At 60.3% G+C, this 23,785-nt stretch carries 18 protein-coding genes, 2 pseudogenes and 1 riboswitch; of the genes and pseudogenes, 17 read left to right on the top strand and 3 right to left on the bottom strand.

Going from position 1 to position 23,785, the window contains the following annotated elements; genetic code table 11:
- The first annotated feature begins 4 nt into the window (after window positions 1-4).
- From HYX42_RS15150 to HYX42_RS15110, 10 genes and pseudogenes are all read left to right on the top strand, one after another.
- Complete coding sequence (locus HYX42_RS15150) at window positions 5-676, top strand: DUF4126 domain-containing protein (RefSeq protein WP_293404454.1); 672 nt, start codon at window positions 5-7, stop codon at window positions 674-676.
- Entirely contained in the window at window positions 669-2,756 is a 2,088-nt protein-coding gene (locus HYX42_RS15145) for an acetyl/propionyl/methylcrotonyl-CoA carboxylase subunit alpha (RefSeq protein WP_293404452.1), read from the top strand. Before HYX42_RS15150 ends, HYX42_RS15145 begins: the two co-directional genes overlap by 8 nt.
- Before the next feature lie 32 nt (window positions 2,757-2,788).
- A complete protein-coding gene (locus HYX42_RS15140) occupies window positions 2,789-3,718 on the top strand; it encodes a glyoxylate/hydroxypyruvate reductase A (protein ID WP_293404450.1) in 930 nt (309 codons plus the stop codon).
- A gap of 4 nt (window positions 3,719-3,722) precedes the next feature.
- Window positions 3,723-4,631, top strand: coding sequence for a hydroxymethylglutaryl-CoA lyase (locus HYX42_RS15135; RefSeq protein WP_293404448.1), 909 nt, complete (start codon window positions 3,723-3,725; stop codon window positions 4,629-4,631).
- 87 nt (window positions 4,632-4,718) lie between these two features.
- A pseudogene (locus HYX42_RS23270) lies at window positions 4,719-5,210 on the top strand (YbaK/EbsC family protein); the annotation flags it as partial.
- Between the two features lie 60 nt (window positions 5,211-5,270).
- On the top strand, window positions 5,271-5,471 hold the full coding sequence (locus HYX42_RS23265; RefSeq protein WP_366931159.1) for a DUF1289 domain-containing protein: 201 nt from the start codon (window positions 5,271-5,273) through the stop codon (window positions 5,469-5,471).
- A 28-nt stretch (window positions 5,472-5,499) separates the two neighbouring features.
- Complete coding sequence (locus HYX42_RS15125) at window positions 5,500-6,150, top strand: 2-hydroxychromene-2-carboxylate isomerase (RefSeq protein WP_293404444.1); 651 nt, start codon at window positions 5,500-5,502, stop codon at window positions 6,148-6,150.
- Between the two features lie 182 nt (window positions 6,151-6,332).
- The gene (locus HYX42_RS15120) at window positions 6,333-7,991 is read left to right on the top strand and encodes an MFS transporter (RefSeq protein WP_293404442.1); all 1,659 of its coding nucleotides are present in this window, start codon (window positions 6,333-6,335) and stop codon (window positions 7,989-7,991) included.
- Window positions 7,992-7,999: 8 nt separating this feature from the next.
- Entirely contained in the window at window positions 8,000-8,230 is a 231-nt protein-coding gene (locus HYX42_RS15115; RefSeq protein ID WP_293404560.1) for a hypothetical protein, read from the top strand.
- A 182-nt stretch (window positions 8,231-8,412) separates the two neighbouring features.
- Window positions 8,413-8,937, top strand: a complete 525-nt coding sequence (locus HYX42_RS15110) for a hypothetical protein (RefSeq protein ID WP_293404440.1) — start codon at window positions 8,413-8,415, stop codon at window positions 8,935-8,937.
- Window positions 8,938-8,977: 40 nt separating this feature from the next.
- Here HYX42_RS15110 and HYX42_RS15105 read toward each other — a convergent pair.
- Window positions 8,978-9,139: pseudogene (locus HYX42_RS15105) on the bottom strand (amino acid ABC transporter substrate-binding protein); the annotation flags it as partial.
- Between the two features lie 155 nt (window positions 9,140-9,294).
- On the opposite strand from HYX42_RS15105, the gene uvrA reads away from it, so the two are divergent.
- Together uvrA and HYX42_RS15095 are read left to right on the top strand one after the other, a co-directional pair.
- Window positions 9,295-15,177, top strand: coding sequence for an excinuclease ABC subunit UvrA (gene uvrA / locus HYX42_RS15100; RefSeq protein ID WP_293404438.1), 5,883 nt, complete (start codon window positions 9,295-9,297; stop codon window positions 15,175-15,177).
- Between the two features lie 129 nt (window positions 15,178-15,306).
- Window positions 15,307-16,275, top strand: a complete 969-nt coding sequence (locus HYX42_RS15095; RefSeq protein ID WP_293404436.1) for a tripartite tricarboxylate transporter substrate binding protein — start codon at window positions 15,307-15,309, stop codon at window positions 16,273-16,275.
- A 56-nt stretch (window positions 16,276-16,331) separates the two neighbouring features.
- Here the strand turns inward: HYX42_RS15095 and HYX42_RS15090 are convergent, their stop codons facing one another.
- Complete coding sequence (locus HYX42_RS15090; RefSeq protein WP_293404556.1) at window positions 16,332-17,150, bottom strand: HAD-IIB family hydrolase; 819 nt, start codon at window positions 17,148-17,150, stop codon at window positions 16,332-16,334.
- Window positions 17,151-17,214: 64 nt separating this feature from the next.
- Window positions 17,215-17,289: riboswitch (S-adenosyl-L-homocysteine riboswitch) on the top strand.
- Between the two features lie 98 nt (window positions 17,290-17,387).
- On the opposite strand from HYX42_RS15090, the gene ahcY reads away from it, so the two are divergent.
- The 4 genes from ahcY to HYX42_RS15070 all read left to right on the top strand — a co-directional run bounded on the left by ahcY (window position 17,388) and on the right by HYX42_RS15070 (window position 21,565).
- Window positions 17,388-18,818 (top strand): adenosylhomocysteinase, encoded by a 1,431-nt coding sequence (gene ahcY, locus HYX42_RS15085; RefSeq protein ID WP_293404434.1) that lies wholly within the window; start codon window positions 17,388-17,390, stop codon window positions 18,816-18,818.
- Between the two features lie 148 nt (window positions 18,819-18,966).
- A complete protein-coding gene (locus tag HYX42_RS15080; RefSeq protein WP_293404431.1) occupies window positions 18,967-20,046 on the top strand; it encodes a TlyA family RNA methyltransferase in 1,080 nt (359 codons plus the stop codon).
- A gap of 25 nt (window positions 20,047-20,071) precedes the next feature.
- A complete protein-coding gene (gene metF, locus HYX42_RS15075) occupies window positions 20,072-20,902 on the top strand; it encodes a methylenetetrahydrofolate reductase [NAD(P)H] (RefSeq protein ID WP_293404429.1) in 831 nt (276 codons plus the stop codon).
- A gap of 24 nt (window positions 20,903-20,926) precedes the next feature.
- The gene (locus HYX42_RS15070; RefSeq protein ID WP_293404427.1) at window positions 20,927-21,565 is read left to right on the top strand and encodes a septal ring lytic transglycosylase RlpA family protein; all 639 of its coding nucleotides are present in this window, start codon (window positions 20,927-20,929) and stop codon (window positions 21,563-21,565) included.
- A gap of 21 nt (window positions 21,566-21,586) precedes the next feature.
- Here the strand turns inward: HYX42_RS15070 and HYX42_RS15065 are convergent, their stop codons facing one another.
- The gene (locus HYX42_RS15065; RefSeq protein ID WP_293404425.1) at window positions 21,587-22,402 is read right to left on the bottom strand and encodes a TetR/AcrR family transcriptional regulator; all 816 of its coding nucleotides are present in this window, start codon (window positions 22,400-22,402) and stop codon (window positions 21,587-21,589) included.
- A gap of 143 nt (window positions 22,403-22,545) precedes the next feature.
- Between HYX42_RS15065 and HYX42_RS15060 the strand changes: the two genes are divergently transcribed.
- On the top strand, window positions 22,546-23,736 hold the full coding sequence (locus tag HYX42_RS15060; protein ID WP_293404555.1) for an alpha/beta hydrolase: 1,191 nt from the start codon (window positions 22,546-22,548) through the stop codon (window positions 23,734-23,736).
- Window positions 23,737-23,785: the final 49 nt, after the last annotated feature.

Genomic DNA, 23,785 nt, shown 5'->3' with positions numbered 1-23,785 from the left:
CTTCATGAACAACCTTGATACCGCTCAACTGATTGCACTCGCAGGCGCGCTGGGCTGGGCAAGCGGGATTCGCCTGTATCTGGTCGTCATGTTGACCGGGCTCGCAGGTTTTATGGGCTGGGTGCAGTTGCCGCAAGGCCTGCACCTGCTGGCTAACCCTGTGGTGCTGGGTGTCAGCGGCTTCATGGTGTTCATCGAGTTTTTTGCAGACAAGATTCCGGGGCTGGATTCATTGTGGGATGTGGTGCATGGCGTGATCCGCATCCCTGCTGGCGCAGCGCTGGCAGCAGGCGTGTTTGGCGCCGACAACGGCGTCATGGGGCTGGTCGCCGCGCTGCTGGGCGGCACGCTGGCAGCCACCAGCTTTGCAGCCAAGGCCACGACGCGTGCGGCCATCAACACCTCGCCTGAGCCATTCAGCAATATTGGTGTATCTCTGCTTGAAGATGGCCTGGTGCCGCTGGGCCTGTGGATGGCAATTGCCCACCCGATTGTTTTTGTGGTGCTGCTGGCCCTGGTGCTGGCGCTCAGCATCTGGCTGATTCGAGTTTGTTGGCGGTTTCTGCGCCAGCTGTTTTCACGCGTGGCCCGCATCTTCAGCGGCAGGCCAGACCCTGGCACGACCAATGCCCTGACCCTGAAGTCACCTTTTTCAAGAAAAGACGAACATGTTTAAAAAGATATTGATTGCAAATCGCGGTGAGATAGCTTGCAGGGTTGCAGCGACCGCAAGGCGCATGGCCATCAAGACGGTGGCGGTTTATTCAGATGCTGATGCTTCGGCCAAGCATGTGGGCTACTGCGACGAGGCCATCCACATTGGCGGCAGCGCACCCAAAGACAGCTACCTGCGCTGGGAACGCATCATTGAAGCGGCCAAGGCTACGGGTGCAGAAGCGATTCACCCCGGCTATGGCTTTCTGAGCGAGAACGAAGAGTTTGCCCAGGCCTGCAGCGATGCCGGGCTGGTCTTCATCGGCCCGCCACCATCGGCCATCAAGGCCATGGGCCTGAAGGCTGAATCGAAGCAACTGATGGAAAAAGCCGGCGTGCCACTGGTGCCTGGTTACCACGGCAGCGACCAGAACCCCGTGCTGCTTAAAAAAGAGGCGGACCGCATTGGTTACCCCGTCCTGATCAAGGCCAGCGCGGGCGGCGGCGGCAAGGGCATGCGTGCGGTTGAAAAGTCTGAAGACTTCGATGCTGCGCTGGCATCGTGCAAACGTGAAGCCATCAACAGCTTTGGCGATGACGCCGTGCTGGTTGAAAAGTATGCCCAGCGCCCGCGTCATATAGAAATACAGGTGTTCGGCGATACGCATGGCAACTATGTGTATTTGTTCGAGCGTGACTGCTCGGTACAGCGCCGTCACCAGAAGGTGCTGGAAGAAGCCCCGGCGCCCGGCATGACGGAAGCCATGCGCAAGGAAATGGGCGAAGCCGCTGTGGCTGCAGCGCGCGCTGTGAACTACGTCGGTGCGGGCACGGTTGAATTTATTGTTGAGCAGCGTGCGGAACCGAGCGCCGCGCCGGGCCGCCCCAAGCAAGCGGGCGCCCCCTCGGGGGGCAGCGAGGACACGTCAGTGCCGAGTGTGGGGGCTCCACCTTTAATGAAGTTCTATTTCATGGAAATGAATACCAGGTTGCAGGTGGAACATCCGGTGACGGAAGCGATTACCGGGCTGGACCTCGTCGAGTGGCAATTGCTGGTGGCCGCAGGCGGCAAGCTGCCGCTGGCCCAGGATGCCTTGCGCATCAACGGCCACGCGATTGAAGCGCGCATCTGCGCCGAAACGCCAGACAACAACTTCCTGCCGGCAACCGGCAAGCTGCATGTGTACGACAAACCGGCGTGCACCAGCTTTGAAAGAAGCGATGTGCGTGTGGATGACGGCGTGCGGCAGGGCGATGCGATCTCGCCCTTTTATGACTCCATGGTGGCCAAACTCATCGTGCATGGCAAGACGCGCGAAGAAGCATTGGCCCGGCTTGACGAAGCGCTGGCGCAGACCCGCATCGTGGGCCTGAGTACCAATGTGCAGTTCTTGCGTTACGTGGTGCGCAGCCCGTCGTTTGCTACTGCCAATCTTGATACCGCGCTGATACCGCGTGAAACGGCTGTGCTGTTCAATCAGGAGCTTGTGGGCCTGACCATGGCTGCGGCCAGCGCCGTGGCGCAAACCTTGCTGGATGAGAAAGCACTGGAAGGCAAGGACCCCTTCAGCCGCCGCGATGGCTGGCGTTCACATGGCGTGAATGTGCGCCGCTTCGAGTTTGAATTTCATGGCGAGCCGGCAAAGGCTGAACTGACCTACCTGCATGACGGTGCGTTGCGCATGGCGATGGGTGACGTGTCGGGGCTGCTGGTGTTCGTCAAAACCGTACAGGGCGTGGATGTCCAGTTTGCGGGCCGGCGCATGAAGGCCACGGTGTACCGGCAGGGTGAAGTCGCTCATGTGTTTTCACCTGTGGGCGCCACGCAGATCACGGTGATCGACATGCTGGCGCACGCGGGCCAGGGCCCGACCGAGGGTGGACGCCTGACCGCGCCCATGCCGGGCAAGGTGGTGTCGTTCGGCGTGAAGGCCGGTGACAAGGTCAGCAAGGGCCAGCCGCTGGCGGTGATGGAGGCCATGAAGATGGAACACACGATTGCAGCGCCTGCCGATGGCGTGGTCGAGGAGTTGCTTTATGCGCCCGGCGATCAGGTGGCTGAGGGGGCGGAGCTGCTCAAGATTGCGGTGGCTGTTGCCTGAAATGGCTCGGACCGACTGGTCTAATACCTGGCATGCGCATTACTTTTTGTTTGACTGACACGAATCCCCTTCCCTGGCTGCAGGGTTTTCAGGCTGCGTTTCCGGATGCCGTGATTGAAGAATGGGCGCGTGGGTCGACCCCTGCTGACTACGCGGTAGTCTGGGCTCCGCCCCAACAGCTGTTTGACGAACAGACGGCGCTGAAAGGCGTCTTCAATATTGGCGCAGGCGTCGATGCGCTGGCAAAGTTGCGCCTGGCTGCGAATGTGCCTGTAGTGAGGCTGGATGATGCGGGCATGTCGGTGCAGATGGCCGAGTATGTGTGCCACGCCGTGATACGGCATTTCCGCGAGTTCGATGGCTATGAGGCCGATGCGGCGGCTGGCAAATGGTCTTACCGCAAACCGCGTTCGCGTGAGGACTTCCCTGTCGGCGTGATGGGCCTCGGGGTGCTGGGCGAGCGGGTTAGCCGTGCGCTGACGCAGTTCGAGTTTCCAGTTTTGGGATGGAGTCGTTCTGCAAAGGCTGTTGAAGGTGTGAGGTGTTTTTCGGGTTCTGATGGACTCAATGACTTTCTGGCGGCGACGCGCATTCTGGTTTGCCTGTTGCCCCTCACACCCGAGACCGAAAACATCTTGAACAGGGACACCCTGAGCCGCCTTTTGCCGGGTGGCTATGTCGTGAACGTCGCACGCGGCGGGCACCTGATTGATGAAGACATGATTGCGCTGATAGACAGTGGACGGCTTGCGGGCGCCACACTTGATGTGTTTCGCACCGAGCCACTGCCTGCCGCTCACCCGTTCTGGAAACACCCGAAAATAACAGTCACGCCGCACACCTCGGCCCGCACCTTGCGCGACGAAAGCATTGCCCAGATAGCGGGCAAAATCCGCGCCCTGGAAGGCGGTGCGGATATAGGCAACCTGCCGGGCGTCGTTGACAGGAAAAAAGGATACTAGGCGTATGAAATACCCTTCGAAAGTAAAGCTCGTTGAAGTTGGCGCACGCGATGGCCTGCAGAATGAAAAGACGCCCGTTCCAGCGGCTGTGAAAATAGAACTGATACACCGTCTGCAGGACGCGGGACTGACCGAAATTGAAGTCACCAGTTTTGTGTCGCCCAAGTGGGTGCCGCAGATGGCCGATGCGGTCGAGGTGATGGCAGGCATACACCGTAAACCGGGTGTGCGTTATTCAGTGCTGACGCCCAACATGAAGGGTTTTGAAGCGGCTGTCGCTTCAAGGCCTGATGAAGTGGTGGTGTTTGCGTCGGCCAGTGAGACCTTCAGCCAGCGCAATATCAACTGTTCGATTGAAGAAAGCATTGAGCGCTTCCGCCCCCTGGTTGAAGCAGCCAAGGCCAAAAATATCGCCGTGCGGGGCGCGATTTCCTGCACCGTGGGGTGCCCCTATGAAGGCGAGATCGCGCCAGACCGTGTGGGCATGGTCGCGCAGCTGATGAAGGGTATCGGCGTGCAACACATCGGCATCGCAGACACGATTGGTGTGGGTACGCCCATCAAAGTGCAGAAAGCGATGGAAGCCGCGCTCAGGCACTACGCGGTTGACGGCGTATCGGGCCACTTCCATGACACCTACGGCCAGGCACTGGGCAACACGCTTGCGGCTCTGGAGCTTGGCATCTGGCAGTTCGACACCTCCTGTGCCGGGTTGGGTGGCTGCCCGTTTGCCAAGGGTGCGACCGGCAATGTCGCCACCGAAGACGTGGTCTACATGCTGCACGGCATGGGTATCAATACCGGCATTGACCTTGACAAACTGATTGATGCGGGCAAGTTCATCAGCGACTTCCTCGGGCGCAAGCCGAATTCACGTGCGGCTACGGCTTTGTTGAACAAGAGGGCTGCATAGTGCGCCGCGCAGGGCCGCCCCAAGCAAGCACAGCCCCCTCGGGGGGCAGAGAGTTACACAAAGTGAGCGAACGTGGGGGCTCTTGACGTGTGTGGAGCTGAACTGGTGTCCTTGCCCGAAGGTGTGCAGCGCGTTGCCGCTTTGCTTGAAAGCAAAGGGCATCCCCACACGCCGGTGATGCTTGACGATGCGGCGCGCACCGCCCAGCAGGCAGCCGATGCGCTTGGCATTTCTGTGGGGCAGATCGCCAAGAGCATTGTGTTCAGACGCCGCTCTGATGAGGTGGCCGTGCTGGTCATCACATCAGGCGACCAACGGGTGGATGAAAAAAAGGTTGAGGCGCTGGTTTGCCCCGATGGCAAACGTCTGGGCCGTGCAGATGCAGAGTTTGTCAAAAGCCGCACGGGCTTTTCCATAGGCGGCGTTTCTCCGCTGGCGCATGCGACACCCACCGTGGTGTTGATTGACCGTTCGCTGTTCCGCTTTGATGAAATCTGGGCAGCGGCCGGACATCCGCATGCGGTTTTCCGTCTGTCGCCGCAGGACCTGGAGCGACTGACAGGCGGGCCGGTTGGCGACTTCGCGGTCGATACCGACGAAGAGAAGCTGGCGTTGCAACGCGCCATCACGCTTGTCACCATGCGGGCGGACACGGTCGGTGCAGATTCCGAAGTGCCCTCGCCCTGCATCTCGGTCTGCCGCATGAGTACGGTGACCGACATGTGCATGGGTTGCTTCCGCACGCGCAACGAAATCGCAGGCTGGAGCAGCGCCGGTAACGACGGCAAGCGTGCTGTCTGGTCGCTGATACGCCAGCGTATGGCCGCATTGCAGTCCTGATCATCCTGCGACACAACGGAGCCCGCGCATGAAACACATCACGTTTTACCTGGACTTCATTTCACCTTACGCCTATCTGGCGTTCGAGCACATGCCTGAAGCCCTTGCCGGTGTGAGCCACAGCGTAAGTTACAAGCCGGTGCTGTTTGCCGGCATGCTCAAGCACTACGGGCAACTGGGGCCTGCAGAGATAGCACCCAAGCGCGACTGGACTTATCGTCAGGTGCTCTGGCTTGCGCACAGCAAGGGCATTGATCTGAAGATGCCGTTGGCACATCCATTCAACCCGCTGGCGTTGCTGCGCCTGGCGACTGCCTGCTCTTCGCCTGAAGAAACGGGTACGCCCAATCGCTATGTCTGCGAGACCATCTTTCGCCACGTTTGGCAAGGCGGTGCGGATGCCGCCGATGCGCAGCGGCTTGAGGCCCTGTCGCAGCAGCTGGCGTCACAGATCCACCTGCAACCCGAAGAGGCAAAGACATTGCTGAAAAACAATACCGAAGAAGCGATTTCAAAAAATGTTTTCGGCGTGCCTGCGCTTGAAGTTGACGGGAAAATTTTCTGGGGCATGGATGCATTGCCCATGCTGCGTGACTACCTCACTGGGGGTGAATGGTTCGCAGGCGATGGCTGGGATGGCGTGCGTAAGGTTCAGACGGGCATCACACGAAAGAACTAAGCGTTTTCCCGGGGTGGATTCGCATGCTGAAAAGTTTTTCAAGGGTTTCCCCTTGAGTTGTCAGCCCCGTATAAGTTTGGCGCAAGCTCCTGTTATTTTCACGTCAGAGCTGGGTCAGCGACTCTCCGAATAATCTGCTCAGCTTCCACGCCGGAGGCATTCATTATTTGGAGACACAACATATGGCTACAGCAATCGACAACAGGCCGATGTCAGCGGAGCAGAAGAAGGTCATCTTCGCTTCTTCGCTGGGCACGGTATTCGAGTGGTACGACTTCTACCTGTACGGCTCACTCGCTGCCATCATTGCCAAGCAGTTCTTCAGCGGACTGGACGCGGGTTCTGCGTTCATCTTTGCGCTGCTGGCTTTTGCTGCCGGTTTCATCGTGCGTCCTTTTGGCGCACTGGTGTTCGGCCGCTTGGGCGACATGATTGGCCGCAAATACACCTTCCTGGTCACCATCGTCATCATGGGCCTGTCGACCTTCATCGTCGGCCTGCTGCCCAGCTATGCATCGATAGGCGTTGCCGCTCCGGTGATCCTGATTGCGCTGCGCATGTTGCAAGGCCTGGCACTCGGTGGTGAGTACGGCGGTGCTGCCGTGTATGTGGCTGAACATGCGCCGCAGCACAAGCGCGGCGCTTACACCTCCTGGATCCAGACCACGGCAACCCTGGGCCTGTTCCTGAGCCTGATGGTGATTCTGGGTGTGCGTACCGCGATTGGCGAAGCTGCTTTTGCAGACTGGGGCTGGCGCGTTCCGTTCATCGTGTCCATCCTGCTGCTGGCCGTGTCTGTCTACATTCGTTTGTCCATGAACGAATCGCCAGCCTTCCAGAAAATGAAGGCTGAAGGCAAGACATCCAAGGCACCGTTGTCCGAATCTTTCGGCCAGTGGAAAAACCTGAAGATCGTCATCCTGGCCCTGATCGGCCTGACCGCCGGCCAGGCAGTGGTCTGGTATTCCGGCCAGTTCTACGCGCTGTTCTTCCTGACGCAGGCGCTGAAGGTTGACGGCCCGACCGCCAACATTCTGGTGGCCTACTCGCTGATCCTCGGCACCCCGTTCTTCGTGGTGTTTGGCATGCTGTCCGACAAGATTGGCCGCAAGCCCATCATCATGGCCGGCTGCCTGCTGGCTGTTGTGACCTACTTCCCGGTGTTCGGCGCGCTGACCAAGGCTGCCAATCCTGACCTCGCCGCTGCACAAGCCAAGAACAAGGTCACCGTCACGGCTGACCCCAACGAGTGCTCGTTCCAGTTCAACCCGACCGGTACCGTCAAGTTCACCAGCTCATGCGATATCGCCAAACAGGTGCTGGCAGGCGCATCGGTCAGCTATGACAACATTGCCGCGCCAGCAGGTACTGTTGCCAGCATCAAGATCGGTGAGACTTCCATTTCGAGCTACGCCGCCAAGGGCCTGAGCGCTGATGATGCCAAGAAGAAAGATGCCGAGTTCAAGAAGGCCGTGGCTGACGACCTGAAGGCCGCAGGCTACCCGAGCAAGGCCGATCCTGCCAAGGTTGACAAGTTCAAGGTCACGGCCATCCTGTTCTATCTGGTACTGCTGGTGACCATGGTGTACGGTCCGATCGCTGCCATGCTGGTCGAACTGTTCCCCACCCGTATCCGTTACACCTCCATGAGCCTGCCATACCACATCGGTAACGGCTGGTTCGGTGGCTTGCTGCCTACGACGGCGTTTGCCATCGTGGCGCAGACCGGCAACATGTACAACGGCCTCTGGTACCCCATCATCATTGCCGGCATGACCTTTGTGGTCGGCATGCTGTTCGTCAGGGAAACCAAAGACGTGGACATCTACGCCCACGACTAAAGCTGGTGATGGCAGCACCTGCCTTTGTGCCGGTGCCCGTTCGAGCAATCAGTAAATATCAGGCCCCCGTCACATGGCGGGGGCTTTTTTTTGGAGGGAATTTGAAAATGTGGAAGATTGTTTTGGGTTTTATCGTGTTTGCCGGGCTGGCCATATTCCTCCTTAACAAGGGTGGTGACATTGACATCAGTGGCGAAAAACACGGCAGTGTCCGGACGTCTGATTCATATTCGGCCTAGAGCTTCGTAGGACTGTTTCCCATTTCCTGTAATGAACGGCTTTACATATCCTTAACACTAATGCGCAGCCCTGAAAAATGGGTTAAATTGAAATGAAGACGAATAAACCATAACAAGCGTCGCCCAGGGCAAATGACCGCGTGCCGGCAGCAGTTGCTGCGGACATAACAGGAGACAAGCCGATGCTTTACATAAAAACAGAACTGGGCCATGGCGCCCTTCACAATCGTTCCGTGGCACTCACTCCACGCCAGCGTTCCGCCTTCATCCTGTTTGACGGTAAACGAGACTCCGAAGAAGTTCTGAAGGCCACCGCCGGTCTGGGTGTGACGCCTGATGATGTGCAGCATCTTGTCTCACTTGGATTGCTGGCGCTTCACTCGGCACAACCCGCTGCTGCCCCCGCGCCCGCTTCCAGTGCGGCTGCTCCTGCCGTTGCGGCGGCAGTTGCTGCGCCGCGTCAGGAGACTGCCCAACTCTCACAAACCGCCGATGGCCATCCCACACTCAGTGCGCAGGCTCACTATTCCAAGGCCTACCCCATTGCCATCCGCCTGACCGCCGGCCTTGGTTTGCGCGGGTTCAGGCTGAATCTGGCGGTTGAGGCTGCGGGCGATATCGACAAGCTCAAGGAGCTGGCGCCGAAGATCCGCGAAGCGGTGGGCCCCGAGAAGTTTCTTGAGCTGGAGAACGCGCTGTACTACTGACCTGGATACGCGGTCCAGCGGGGACACAGCGTGCACAGTGTCAGCGCTTGAATTTCCCGTCACTGCCAATAATTGACAGGTTTGCAAAATCAAGGCCGGTGTGGTCGTCGGTGCTGTAGCTCACTTCGAGACCACCGATATCCAGTTTTTTGATGCCTTCCAGCGCAGTCTGGACTTTGTCGCGGCTTGGGCTCAGCCCGGCTACTGCCTTTTTCATGTCTTGTTTCCTGGGTGGCCGGTCGAGGTACGCCGTCCGGATTTTGTAACTGTGGGCAATGCGCGCGTGATAACCACATGGTCCGCTCGGCGAGGTCTGTTGCCTAGAATGTTTGACCTCTTCAGGAAAGCACCTCATACATGTCCCAGGGAACCATCCGCATTCGCGGCGCGCGTCAGCACAACCTCAAAAACATCGACCTGGATATCCGTACCAATGAAATGACCGTCGTGACCGGCCCCAGCGGCTCCGGCAAGTCGTCGCTGGTGTTCGATACGCTGTTTGCCGAGGGCCAGCGCCGTTATGTGGAGACTTTTTCGGCCTACGCCCGGCAGTTCCTTGACCGCATGGACAAACCTGCCGTTGACAAGGTGGAAGGCGTACCACCGGCGATTGCGATTGACCAGACCAACCCGGTGCGCAGCTCGCGTTCAACCGTCGGCACCATGACCGAGCTGAACGACCACCTGAAGCTGTTGTACGCCCGCTCGGCCCAGCTGTTTGACAGGCAGACGGCCCAGAGCGTGCGCCATGACAGCCCCGAATCGATTTACGCAGAGATCATGGCGCGTACCAAAGACACTGATCGTGTGGTCATGACCTTCCCGGTGGAACTGCCCGGCAACACCAGCGAAGAACAGCTGGAGCAGTGGCTGTCGGCCAGCGGTTTTACCAGGGTGCATGCACAGCGCGATGTCGCCACCCCTGCCGGGCCGCACAAGCTGCTCGATGTGGTGGCTGACCGCTTTCGCATCCAGTCGATTGAAAAAGCCCGCGCCATTGAGGCGATTGAAACGGCGCTCAAACGCGGCGGGCGTCTGAATGTGTATGTCACGCATGTCGGAGAAGCAGACGCCGGCACGGCAGCGGTCGAGGAGATGTGGCGCTTCTCAACCGGCCTGCATTGCCCCGAGAGCGACACCCGTTACACCGAGCCCACGCCATCGCTGTTTTCCTTCAACTCCGCCATGGGCGCATGCACCACCTGCAAGGGTTTTGGCCGCGTGATCGGCGTGGACTACGGCCTTGTTATTCCCAATGAAAAACTCACGTTGCGTTCAGGCGCCATCAAGGTCATGCAGACCCCGGCCTGGAAAGAGGCTCAGGATGACCTGATGCGCCATGCCGAAACAGCAGGCATCCCGCGCGACACGCCCTGGTACAAACTCACGCCCGAGCAGCAGGCCTGGGTCATCAATGGTTCGCCCGGCTGGAACGGCAAATGGAACCAGCACTGGTTTGGCATCAAGCGCTTTTTTGAGTACCTCGAGAGCAAGGCCTACAAGATGCACATCCGCGTGCTGCTGTCCAAGTACCGCAGTTACACGACGTGTGAAACCTGCAACGGCGCACGCCTCAAGCTTGAGTCATTGCTGTGGCGTCTGGGCACCAAGGAAGCGGCTGATGCCGCATTGCCGCCGTCTGAACGTTTCATGCCCGTGGGTGTGCAGTGGAGTCGTGAACAGCTGGAGGCGCTTCCTGGCCTGGCTTTGCACGACCTGATGCGCCTGCCCATTGACCGGCTGCAGAAGTTCTCGGCCAGCCTGTCGATTGCGGCGGTGGGTGATGATGCCGAGCAGAAGGCGCTGAAGGCGCTGTTTGATGAAATCCAGACCCGGCTCAAGTACCTGTGTGATGTAGGCATTGGCTATCTCACGCTGGACCGGCAAAGCCGTACGCTGTCGGGCGGCGAAGTGCAGCGCATAAACCTGACGACTGCGCTGGGTACCTCGCTGGTCAACACCCTGTTTGTGCTGGATGAGCCCTCGATTGGCCTGCACCCTCGCGACATGAACCGCATCACCCAGGCCATGCACCGTTTGCGCGATGCCGGTAACACGCTCGTGGTGGTCGAGCACGACCCGGCCGTCATGCTGGCGGCTGACCGCATGATAGACATGGGCCCCGGCCCGGGCGAGAAGGGTGGCCAGATTGTGTTTGACGGCACGCCCGAAGACCTCAAACATGCGAACACGCTGACGGGTGACTATCTCGGTTCACGCAAAAGAGTTGGCATGGGTTTCAAACGCCCGGTGACTGACAACACCCCGCGCCTCATTCTTGAGGGCGCGCGCGACCACAACCTGAAAAACCTGACGGTTGACTTCCCCCTGCAGCGTCTTGTTTGCGTGACCGGTGTCAGCGGATCGGGCAAGTCCACCCTGATGCAGGACATTCTGGCACCGGCACTCTTGCGCCAGTTCGGCAAGGCGACTGAAACGCCGGGCCTGCATGACCGCCTGATGGGCGCTGATCACCTGACCGATGTAGTGTTTGTCGACCAGTCGCCGATTGGCAAGACCGCGCGCTCCAACCCGGCCAGCTACGTGGGTGCATGGGATGCCGTGCGGGACCTGTTTGCCCAGGCTCCTCTGGCGCGGCAGCGCAGCTATACCTCGTCGAAATTCAGCTTCAACAACGGCGATGGCCGCTGCCCGACCTGCGGTGGTTCCGGCTTTGAGCATGTGGAGATGCAGTTCCTGAGCGACGTGTACCTGCGTTGCCCGGACTGCGATGGCAAGCGTTACCGCCCCGAGATACTTGAAGTGACCATTGAGCGCAAGGCGATTGGCCAGGCCATGCCCAGCGTGATGAATGTGTCTGACGTGCTGAACCTGACGGTGAGCGAGGCGGTTCAGCTGTTTGCGCAGGACCGCGAAGTTGTGCGTGCCCTGCAACCCATTGTTGATGTGGGACTTGAGTACGTTAAGCTGGGCCAGCCGGTGCCCACGCTGTCGGGCGGTGAGGCGCAGAGGCTCAAGCTCGCAGGTTTTCTGGCCGATGCCAGCAAGACCCAAAGCGCCAGCAAACAGGCTCTCGCACTGAAGACGCCTGGTCGCGGCACCCTGTTCCTGTTTGATGAGCCGACGACAGGCCTGCACTTTGACGATATCGCCAAGCTCATGCGCGCGATGCGCAAGCTGCTTGATGCGGGTCATTCACTCATCATCATCGAGCACAACCTTGACGTGATCCGCTCGGCCGACTGGCTGATTGACCTTGGCCCTGAAGGCGGCGAAGGCGGCGGCCTTCTGGTGGCGGAAGGTACGCCTGAACAGGTGCGCGAGCACCCGACATCCCATACCGCCAAAGCCCTGCGCGAGTACGAAGCCGCGATGGGCCGGGTGTATGGCGTTGAAGAAGCCAAACCCAGGGCGTGGAAGACCCGCCCTGCGTTCAGCAATCTGATACAGATCGTCAACGCCAAGGAGAACAACCTCAAGAGTCTGTCGGTCGACATTCCGCGCGGCAAGTTCAACGTGGTCACCGGCGTGTCGGGCTCGGGCAAGTCCACCCTGGCCTTTGATATTTTGTTCAACGAAGGACAGCGGCGTTACCTGGAATCACTCAATGCCTACGCACGCAGCATCGTGCAGCCGGCGGGGCGGCCTGAGGTGGATGCGGTGTACGGCATTCCGCCCACGGTGGCGATAGAGCAGCGCCTTTCCCGCGGCGGGCGCAAGTCTACCGTGGGCACGACAACCGAAGTCTGGCATTTCCTGCGCCTGCTTTACGTGAAGCTGGGTGTGCAGCACTGCACGAAAGACGGCGCAGCCGTGATGCCGCAAAGCCCGGAGAGCATCGCCGCGCAGCTGATGAAGGCCTATCGCGGCAAACACATAGGCCTGCTGGCACCGCTGGTGATTGCACGCAAGGGTGTGTATACAGAACTCGCCGACTGGGCGCGGCCACGCGGCTACACCCACCTGCGCGTTGATGGCGAGTTCTTGCCCACCACCGGCTTCCCGCGCATTGACCGCTTCAAGGAGCACACGGTCGAGCTGCCGATAGCCGATATCCACGTCTCGCCTGAAAACGAAGCTGTGCTGCGCGCCGCACTGGCTGTCGCACTGCAGCACGGCAAGGGTGTGGTGCATGTACTGGCTCCGCTGGATGGCCTGAAAGGTGCGATGCTGGCCGGTACCTCCACCAAAGGCATAGGCACGCTGGAGGCAGCGTCTACCAAACGCGCCTGCCCTGTATGCGCCACGTCTTACCCCGAACTTGACCCGCGCCTGTTCAGCTACAACAGCAAACATGGCTGGTGCCCGGATTGCGTAGGCACTGGTGTAAAGCTCACCAAAGAACAGCGCAAGGTGTTTGACGACTCGGTGCGCGACGATGACAACAAGGGCCGCGAACAAAGTTTTGAGGAGCCCGAAGCCGAAGACGTGGTCGATGCGGTTTGCCCCGGCTGCGAAGGCACCCGGCTGAACAGGCAGGCCAGAGCCGTCAAGTTTGCCGGCGTTGGTATTGCCGAAATCGCGCGCCTGTCCGTGACCGACGTGCGCGCCTGGGTCGAGAAGCTGGCGCTGGTCGGCCGCGAAAGTGGCATCGCGCGTGACCTGATTCCCGAGATCAGGTCACGCCTTGAGTTTCTTGAAGACGTGGGCCTGGGCTACCTCACGCTGGACCGTGGTGCGCCCACGCTGTCGGGTGGTGAAGCGCAGCGCATACGCCTGGCGGCGCAGCTGGGCTCCAACCTGCAGGGCGTTTGTTATGTGCTTGATGAACCGACGATTGGCCTGCACCCGCGCGACAACCAGATCTTGCTGCGCGCCCTGGGCAAGCTCAGCGAGCGCGGCAACACGCTGGTGGTCGTCGAGCATGACGAAGACACCATTCGTCGCGCCGACAACATCATCGACATCGGCCCCGGCGCGGGTAAACGCGGTGGCCGGCTGGTCGGGCAGGGCACAGCAGCGCACCTGGCCACCGTACCTGATTCGCTGACGGGTCGCTATCTGGCCAAGCCGCTGATTCACCCGCTGGAAGTCAGGCGGGAAACGCGTGAGGGCGCCGAGGCGGTTGCAAGCATCACGGTGGACGCCAGGGCGGCATCCGCCAAACCCGTGAGCAAACAGAAGCAGGCACTGCTCAAGGCAGCTGCGTTGAAAGCTGCTGCGGCTACAGCCAGCGCCCTGCGCAACGCGGCGCCCGTGACGGCCAGCCCGTTTACCTCATGGCTGAAGGTCACAAAGGCTGAACTGCATAACCTGAAAGATGTGAGCATTGACGTGCCGCTGTATCGGCTTGTGGCGGTGACAGGTGTGTCGGGCTCCGGAAAATCGACACTTGCGCGCGATGTGTTGCTGACCAATGTGCATGCGGCTGTGATGCAGCGTTCTACCAAGGCCGGCCGCGATGCGGATGCGGCAGGCAAGCACCCTGCATGGACGGGCTGCGAAAGCATAGACGGCTACCAGGTGGTAGACCGTGTGCTGGAAGTCGACCAGACACCGATCGGCAAAACACCGCGTTCGTGCCCGGCGACCTACATCGGCTTTTGGGACACGATTCGCAAACTGTTTGCCGACACCCTGGAAGCACGCGCACGTGGTTACGCGGCAGGGCGCTTCAGCTTCAACACCGGCGAGGGCCGCTGCCCGACCTGCGAGGGTGCCGGAGTGCGCACCATCGGCATGAGCTTCTTGCCGGACGTGAAAGTGCTCTGCGAAACCTGCCATGGCGCACGTTTCAACCCCGAGACGCTGGCTGTGACATGGCGCGGCAAGAGCATAGGCGAAGTGCTGAAGATGGAGGTCGATGAGGCGGTGGAGTTTTTCGCCTCCATGCCCAATATCAGCCACCCGCTGCAACTGCTGAAGGATGTGGGGCTGGGTTATCTGACCCTTGGCCAGCCTTCACCAACATTGTCGGGTGGCGAGGCGCAGCGCATCAAGCTGGTGACCGAGCTGAGCAAGGTACGCGACGACATCACACGCCGTGGGCAGAAGGCACCGCACACGCTTTATGTGCTCGATGAGCCGACCGTGGGCCTGCACATGGCCGATGTTGAAAAACTCATCCACGTGCTGCACCGTCTTGTCAACGGCGGCCACAGCGTGGTGGTGATCGAGCACGACCTGGACGTGATTGCCGAGGCCGACTGGGTCATTGACCTAGGGCCGGATGGGGGTAATGCCGGCGGTACTGTGGTGGCCTCTGCGCCACCTGAAACGGTGGTCAAACTGGGTACGCATACCGGCAATGCACTGAAAAGCGTTCTGGCGCGGGTTTAGTCGCCCGTTTGCCGGCATATGGCTGAAACCCCTGACGCAGGCGCGACAGGGCTTCAGGTGTTCCCCTGATGCGCCCGGCGGTGTTGTCGCGCAAGATGCAGCGATTGCCACCATCCACGGGGAGTTTTTATGCAACGTCGCCACATCCTGCACACCGCCGCCGCACTGGCCCTTATCGCCATGGGTCAGCCGGTTCTTGCGCAAAACACCTTCCCGAACAAACCCATCAAACTCGTGATTGCCTTCCCGGCAGGCGGCCCGACTGACATCACCATGCGCTCGCTGGCCGACAACGCAGGCAAGATTCTGGGCCAGCCGGTGATCGTCGAGAACAAGCCAGGCGCTGGCGGAACATTGCCCGCGCAGCAGTTGCAGAGCGCGCAGGCCGATGGGTACACCGTCGCGCAAATTCCGCTCGGCGTTTTCCGCATCGGCTACACCACCAAGATCAACTGGGACCCGGTCAAGGACATCAGTTACGTCATCAACGTCACAGGCTACGCCTTCGGCATCGTGGTCCCGGCTGACGGGCCCCTTAAGACCTGGGCCGACTTCGTGGCCTATGCCAAGGCAAACCCGGGCAAGCTGACTTACGGGTCTACCGGCACACTCACCAGCCCGCACCTCACGACCGAGCTGGTGGCACAAAAAGCCGGCATACAGCTGCAGCATGTGCCCTACAAAGGCAGTGCCGACCTGATGCTGGCCGTGGTGAGCGGCCAGTTGATGGCCGCCGCCGACAGCACCGGTTTTGCGCCGCAGGTCGAAGCTGGCAAGCTGCGCGTGCTCAACACCTGGGGCGAGAAGCGCCTCGACAAGTTCCCCAACGCGCCCACGCTGAAAGAACTGGGTTACGACATCGTCCAGAACTCGCCCTTCGGCATTGGCGCGCCCAAGGGTACGCCGCCAGATGTGGTCAGGCGCCTGCATGACGCATTCAAGAAAGCCATGGAAGAACCCAGCTATGTGGCGTCACTGGCGCGTTACGACATGCTGCCCAATTACCTGAGCTCTGCCGATTACACAAAATTTGCGCAGGACACGGTGGGCCGTGAAAAAGTGCTCATCGACAAGCTCGGTTTGGCCAAGCCCAATTAAGCAGGCTTCTTTCCTGCGCGCAGGCTGGGCGTAACCTGGGGTGTTAACGGTTCAGCTTACCGGGCTGCCAGCAGTGCCTGCGCTACTTCTGCAAAGCCCGCACCGCGCTCCCCCCGCGTGATATAGCGCGGCTTGTGCGCCAGCTGCGCTTCGAAGCGCCGCACGTTGGCCACACCTATGGATTGCGGGAAAGCTTCAAACATCAGCACGTCGTTGGTCGAGTCCCCCACAAACGCCCAATGGGCAATCTCGGCTTCCAGGTCACGGCCCCACAACTCGCGCACTATCCACCGCGCGCCCTGCCACTTGTTGTGCGTGCCGAACCAGCCGTTGATGTGGATGGAGCTGACGGTGGCATTCATGCCTTCGCTGCGCATGAGCGCGACCACGGCGGCAATCTGCGCTTCATCGAGATGCTCAAACTCGCTGTGGTCTATGGCGATATCAGTCTCGCGACCTGATGAGTCTGTGGCCCGGCGGGCACCGGGGATTTCGTGCTCGATGCGTTCAAGCACCTGCTGCATCTGCGCGTAATTGGCAAGGCGCGTCGCATTGTCCTGCTGGTATCGTTTCAACAGTAGGTTGCGCGCATCGACGTCTGCGGGCAGTCCCTCTGGATTTGCAAGCTGCAGGGCAACCGCACCGTTCTCCGCCACAATGGCTTCGACCGGCCAGCTTTGCGCAAAAGGTTCGCTCCAGCCGACGGGCCGGCCCGTAATGGCGATGACCGGGATACCGGCCTCGCGCAATTCGCCGAGCGCAGTCAGTGCGTCGCGTGTGATGGCGCCATCGGTGGTCAGCGTGTCGTCGATGTCCGTGAAAACGCCCTTGATTCGGCGGCGGTCAGCCAGAGGCCAGAGCGTTATTTCCTGCATCATGAAATTCTCCCACGCCGGGCACCCGCCTGGCGGACAACGCCTGTTTTGGCTACAATAGTGGCTTCCTGAGGAGCGTTGCAACCCACTCCACGTGGTCTAGGCTCAGGACTTTCATTTGCAACCACGCTCACCCGCATGCGCTATCAGGCCGGGTGAGTCCAACAAAACTTCCCCCTGAAACGCAAGCTCGTGGCTATCCTGCCCAATTTGACCTATGACTTCTGGAGTTATCAAATGAACGCCGTTCTGAAACCTGTCGCCGACTACATCATTGCCGACATCTCCCTTGCCGCCTGGGGCCGCAAGGAACTCAATATCGCCCAGACCGAAATGCCCGGCCTGATGGCCATTCGCGAAGAATTCGCCAAGGCCCAGCCGCTCAAGGGCGCGCGCATCACCGGTTCGCTGCACATGACCATCCAGACCGGCGTGCTGATCGAAACGCTGCAGGCCCTGGGCGCCGACGTGCGCTGGGCTTCCTGCAATATCTTCTCGACGCAGGACCACGCGGCTGCAGCGATTGCCGCAGCCGGCACCCCCGTGTTCGCCATCAAGGGTGAAACCCTGGCCGACTACTGGGATTACACCCACCGTATTTTTGAATTCAGCGGTGCCAAGGGCACGCCTGAAGAAGGCCCGAACATGATCCTGGACGACGGTGGCGATGCAACGCTGCTGATGCACCTGGGCACCAAGGCCGAAAAAGACGCCAGCCTGCTCAATAATCCCGGCAGCGAGGAAGAAATCTGCCTGTTCAACTCCATCAAGGCCAAGCTCGCGCAGGACCCGACCTGGTACAGCCGCCGCCTGAAGAACATCATCGGCGTGACCGAAGAAACCACCACCGGCGTGCTGCGTCTGAATGAAATGTCTGCCAAGGGCACGCTGGCCCTGCGCGCCATCAACGTGAACGACTCCGTCACCAAGTCCAAGTTTGACAACCTTTATGGTTGCCGCGAATCACTGGTCGACGCCATCAAGCGCGCCACCGACGTCATGGTTGCCGGCAAGGTCGCCCTGGTCGCGGGTTACGGCGACGTGGGCAAGGGTTCTGCACAGGCCCTGCGCGCACTGAGCGCACAGGTCTGGGTCACCGAGATTGACCCCATCAACGCGCTGCAGGCTGCGATGGAAGGCTACAAGGTCGTGACCATGGAATACGCAGCCGACAAGGCCGACATCTTTGTGTCCGCCACCGGCAACAAGAACGTCATCACCTATGACCACATGGCGAAGATGAAAGACCAGGCCATCGTCTGCAACATCGGTCACTTCGACAACGAAATCGACGTCGCTGCACTCGAGAAATGCACCTGGGAAGAAATCAAGCCACAGGTCGACCATGTCATCTTCCCTGACGGCAAGCGCATCATCCTGCTGGCCAAGGGCCGTCTCGTCAACCTCGGTTGCGGCACGGGCCACCCCAGCTTCGTCATGTCTTCCAGCTTTGCCAACCAGACCATCGCCCAGATCGAGCTGTTCACCAAGCAGGCTGACTATGAAGTCGGCAAGGTCTATGTGCTGCCCAAGCACCTTGACGAGAAAGTTGCACGCCTGCACCTGAAGAAAGTCGGCGCGATGCTGACCGAGTTGAGCGACGAACAGGCTGCCTACATTGGCGTGTCCAAAGCCGGCCCATACAAGGCCAACACCTACCGCTATTGATTTAGTGGCTACTGCGCGCCCGTGATCCTGCGTTGCGGGGCCCGTCTGCGAATCCTCACGTACCTTGAGTACGTTCCGGTTCGCAGCCACCCGCGCCTTGGCTGACGGGCGCTCGCTACGCCCTTGAGATTGCTATTGGATCCACACATTGCGCGCTGACCTCTTCCTCGTCGAACACGGCTTTGCCACCACCCGTTCCCAGGCCCAGCGCCTGATTGGGTCTGGTGTGCAGTGGCGCGTGCTGGTTGAGGGCGAGGTCGCCCCGGCGTGGAAGCGGGTTGCCAAGAACGGTGACGAGATTCCGGCCTCCGCTGAACTGCAGGTGCTCGACAACACAGAGGCCAAATACATCTCGCGTGGCGGGCTCAAGCTTGAAGGCGCGCTGAAGGCGACGAAGCTGAACGTGGAAGGGCTGCGCTGCCTTGACATTGGCCAGTCTACCGGCGGCTTTACCGATTGCCTGTTGCAAAACGGTGCGGCGCAGGTTGTGGGCGTGGATGTAGGTCACGGCCAGTTGCACGCCACCATGCGTGCAGATGAACGGGTGGTCTGCATCGAAGGTGTGAATGCGCGATCACTGACAGCGGACGACCTGGCCGAACATTACCGCCGCGCTGTACATATTAAAAACGGTGGTGAAGACCTGGGTGACCACGATGAATACGGGGAAGACTTCGATGGAGAGGGCGCAGGCCCCGAAGGTGACGATGGCTTCAACCCGCTCTTTGATTTCCTTACGGGCGATTTGTCATTCATCTCGCTCACGCTGGTGCTGCCCGCCGTTGCGCGTTTGCTGAAGGCCGACGGCCACCTGCTCATGCTGGTCAAGCCGCAGTTCGAACTGCAGCCCGGCCAGATAGGCAAGGGCGGCATTGTGCGCGACCCGGCGCATTTCGCGTTTGTCGAAAAGCGTTTGCGTGACACCTGCGCCGAAGTAGGTGTCGATGTGCTGGGCTGGATGGAATCCGCGATTGAGGGGGGCGATGGCAACCGCGAGTTTTTCATTCACGGGAAGAAGCAGCACAACGTAGCCGCTGAAGAAAAGCCCCTCGCTGCTGCGCCCGTACGCAACATTCCCAAGCGCACGCCGCGCAGCGAGTTGCGCGCCCTGCATGCCGCGCATGAAGACTCTGAAGAGGCCCACGCCGGCCAGCACGGCCCCGCACGCAGCAAGCGCAAGAAAAAATATGAACAGGACCAGCCCGACGAGGCAGATGGTGCCGAATAGAAAATAGAAGAATCCGGGAGTTGAGATGACCTTGCCGATAAGCCTTGAATTTTTCCCGCCCAAGACGCCTGAAGGCGCGGCGAAGCTGCGCGTGACGCGCCAGTCGCTCTATGCGCTCAAACCTGACTTTTGCTCGGTCACTTTCGGTGCGGGCGGTTCTACACAGGACGGCACTTTCGGCACAGTTGGTGAAATCCTCGCCGAAGGCGTCGATGCCGCCAGCCATTTTTCATGTGTGGGTGCTACCAAGGCCACGGTGCGCGAGCAGCTCGGCATTTTGCAGAAGATGGGCGTCAGACGCCTGGTCGCCTTGCGGGGCGATTTGCCCAGCGGTTATGGCGCAGGTGGCGAGTTTCATTACGCCAGCGATCTGGTGGCTTTCATACGCGCAGAGACTGGCGACACCTTTCATATCGAAGTCGCGTCCTATCCCGAAATCCACCCGCAGGCCAAGTCGGCCGATGCAGACCTGCAGGCCTATGTGACCAAGGTCAAGGCGGGTGCGAACTCGTCGATCACGCAATACTTCTTCAACTCCGACGCCTATTTCCGTTTTGTTGACGATGCGGCCAGGCTGGGCGCCGATGTGCCCGTGGTGCCCGGCATCATGCCGATCACCAGCTCGACGCAACTCATGCGGTTTTCCGACGCGTGCGGCGCCGAGATACCCCGCTGGATTCGCCTGCGCCTGCAGGCTTTTGGTGACGATGTCGATTCCATCAAAAGCTTTGGCCTTGATGTGATCACCGACCTGTGTGACCAGCTGCGCACGGCGGGCGTGCCCGGCATTCATTTCTACACCATGAACCAGGCTGCGGCGACGACCGAGATTGTTCGCAGGTTGCAGCTGGCCTGACTGGCTTCAGCATACAAGGCCGGCATGCTGCATCACTTGATAAGGCTGGCCCTTGCAGGCTGCGTTTCGGCCCTTCTGATGGCCTGTACGACCGCACCCATATCACCGGTACAAATTGCAGTTTCCCCCTCGCTGTCAACAGATCAGGCAAGGCCCGCGGTTGTGAGCCGGCCCTTTCGTCCCTCGCAAAACCCCGAGGCAGCCGGTACACCTTCTGAATCCACCCCCGGCATTTCGCTTGCCGATGAAGTCCCGCAGCCCGGTTTGCTGAACGGCGAGGTGCCGCGCGAATTCCAGCGTGGTCATGCGTCCTGGTATGGCCCGGGCTTCAATGGCAGGCGTACCGCCAGTGGAGAGCGTTACGACATGCATGCACTGACTGCCGCGCACCGTACCTTGCCCTTCGGCACGATGGTGCGTGTACGCAGCCTCGTCAACGGGCGTGAAGTGGATGTTCGCATCACGGACCGCGGACCTTACAGCCGCGGCCGCATCATCGACGTGAGCCGTGCTGCGGCAGAAGAACTGGGCATGCTGGGGCTGGGCTTCAAGCAGGTCGTCCTGCTGGTGCCTGAATCAACGCCGGTGGTTGAAGAATTGCCGCCTGCGCCCAAACCCGTCAGGCGCGTGGTGCGTAAACCGGCGCCGCGCAAAGGCCGCTAAACAGGGTCTGTTTAGAGTCTGTCAGCCGGCTGGTTTCAGCCAGCTTTCAAAACTGCCTATGAGCAGCCGCAGGCCTTCGGGGAAGGAGGTGGCCGAGTCCAGCGTGGAGAACGCTTCTGCAAAATAACGCGCACCCGACAACTCATCTTCAGTGTGCGACTCGATCTGGTGGCGGATATAGGCCTCGTGAAAGCCCGGCAGCTGCCGGCTCACTTCTGCATACGACGACGACATCACATATTGCGACAGCAGGTGATAGCCGATGGCTGATTGCTGCGGCGTGAAGCCGCCGTTCCTGAAGATGCCCGCCATGCGGTTCAGGTACACCATGCCGTAGTCGGTTTCGCCTGCGCTCACCTGCTGGAACAGGCGAAAGCGGTTGTGCGACATCATGTAGCGCAGCACGCCGCCGTATTCGACACCCATCTCGAATGACTGCGTGGCCTCGCGCTGCAGGTCTTCTTTCCAGTTGCCGGTCAGGGGCTGCAGGCGCGACAGGCGCTCCCTGAAATAACGGTTGGCCACGCCCGAGATCAGGTCGTCGCGGCTGCCGATGTAGTAATGAATCAGGGTCGGCGTCACGCCGAGTTCGCGCGCCAGCCCGACCATGGAAATCTCACCCAGCGGTTCGACCTTGGCGAGCGTCGTGGCCCTGTCGAGGATCTGCTCGCGCGACAGCGCCGGTGCGCCGTTGTCGGCCTGTGCATCCAGCCTGGGTCGGCCGCGTTTGCGCACCTGGCCATCCACAGCCGCCAATGCCAGCGCTGGTGTGGCTTTCGCGCCTTTGCTTGCATGCGGCTTGGCCCGGCTGTCGGGGTGATGGGCGGATTTAGCCATCCAAGGGTTTTTCCTTATTTTATTGTGAGTCTCACAATTGTTTAATTGTGACTGTCTAAATTATATCTGGAGCTTCAGTGGCTGACATCCCCAAAGGCAAGGTTACCGCAGGTTTGCGTGGCGCAGGCTGGAACCCCGCGCGCATGGCCACGCCCTTCACGACAAGGCCTTTCAGTCTGAGAACCGCGGACGACCAGCGCACCCTGGGCCTGCTGTACAGCCGCACCGGCCATGAAACAACCGTCGTCTGCCTGATGCACCCGCGTGAATTCACCGGCACGCCTTACCTGGTCCCCGATGTGCTCGACGCCGGTTGTGCCGCCTGGGTGCAGGCCCCGCGTGCCATTGGCACTGACCTGCGCCTGGAACATGAACTCGCCATCCTCGACGTGGCGGCCGGCATGGTGCACCTGCGCAGCCTGGGCTTCACGCGTATCGTGCTATTGGGCAACTCGGGCGGTGCAGGCCTCTACGCCTTCTACACACAGCAGGCCCTGCGTGCGCCCGAAAAGCGCATCACCCATTCACCCAGCGGCCGGCCCGTCAAGCTGGCGACAGCAGACATGCCTGTGCCCAGCGACCTCATCTTTGTATCGCCACACCCCGGCCAGGGCAAGCTGCTCATGAACGGCATTGATCCGTCTGTCACCGACGAAAACAACCCGCTCTCGGTCGACAGCACGCTGGACCCTTTCGATGCCGCCAATGGTTTTGTGCCTGCGCCTGCTTCTTCGACATATGAAGCCCAATTCATCGCCCGCTACCGCGCCGCCCAGCGTGCGCGGGTTGAGAGGCTGGATGCACAGGCCAAAGAGATGCTGGCGGTGCGCAATGCCGCGCGCAAGCAGGTCAAGGAGGGCGGTGCATCTGCGGCCGTCAAACGCGTTGCAGCGCACACCCAGATTTTCCAGATCTGGCGTACCGACGCCGACCTGCGCTGCTGGGATCTGTCCATCGACCCTTCTGACCGCGAAGTCGGCACGCTCTGGGGGCGCGATCCTTTTGCTTCCAACCTCGGCAGCGTCGGTTTCGCCCGCATGGTCACGCCCGAGTCGTGGCTGTCTACCTGGTCAGGCATATCGTCGAATGCGAGCTTTGAAAAATGCGGGGCGGAGCTGACCCTGCCTTCCTTCGTCATCGAATACACCGGCGACCAGGCGGCCTTTCCGTCTGACATGGCGGCCATTTACGCATCGATAGGCGCGACAAACAAGCGCTCTGAGAAAGTACGCGGCAACCACCACGGCCAGGCACTTGCCGAGGGTGAAGAGTCCGGCCAGGTGCTGGCTGGGCGCATGGTCCAGCAGTGGCTGCATGAAGCGCCAGCCGCCTGATTCATTCCTGATTATTTCTGTTGATTGCTATCTAAAACTACCGGAGACA

It is taken from the genome of Polaromonas sp. (genome assembly GCF_016185115.1).
Lineage (GTDB): Bacteria > Pseudomonadota > Gammaproteobacteria > Burkholderiales > Burkholderiaceae_C > Polaromonas.
This window is presented reverse-complemented; position numbering and strand designations above follow the sequence as displayed.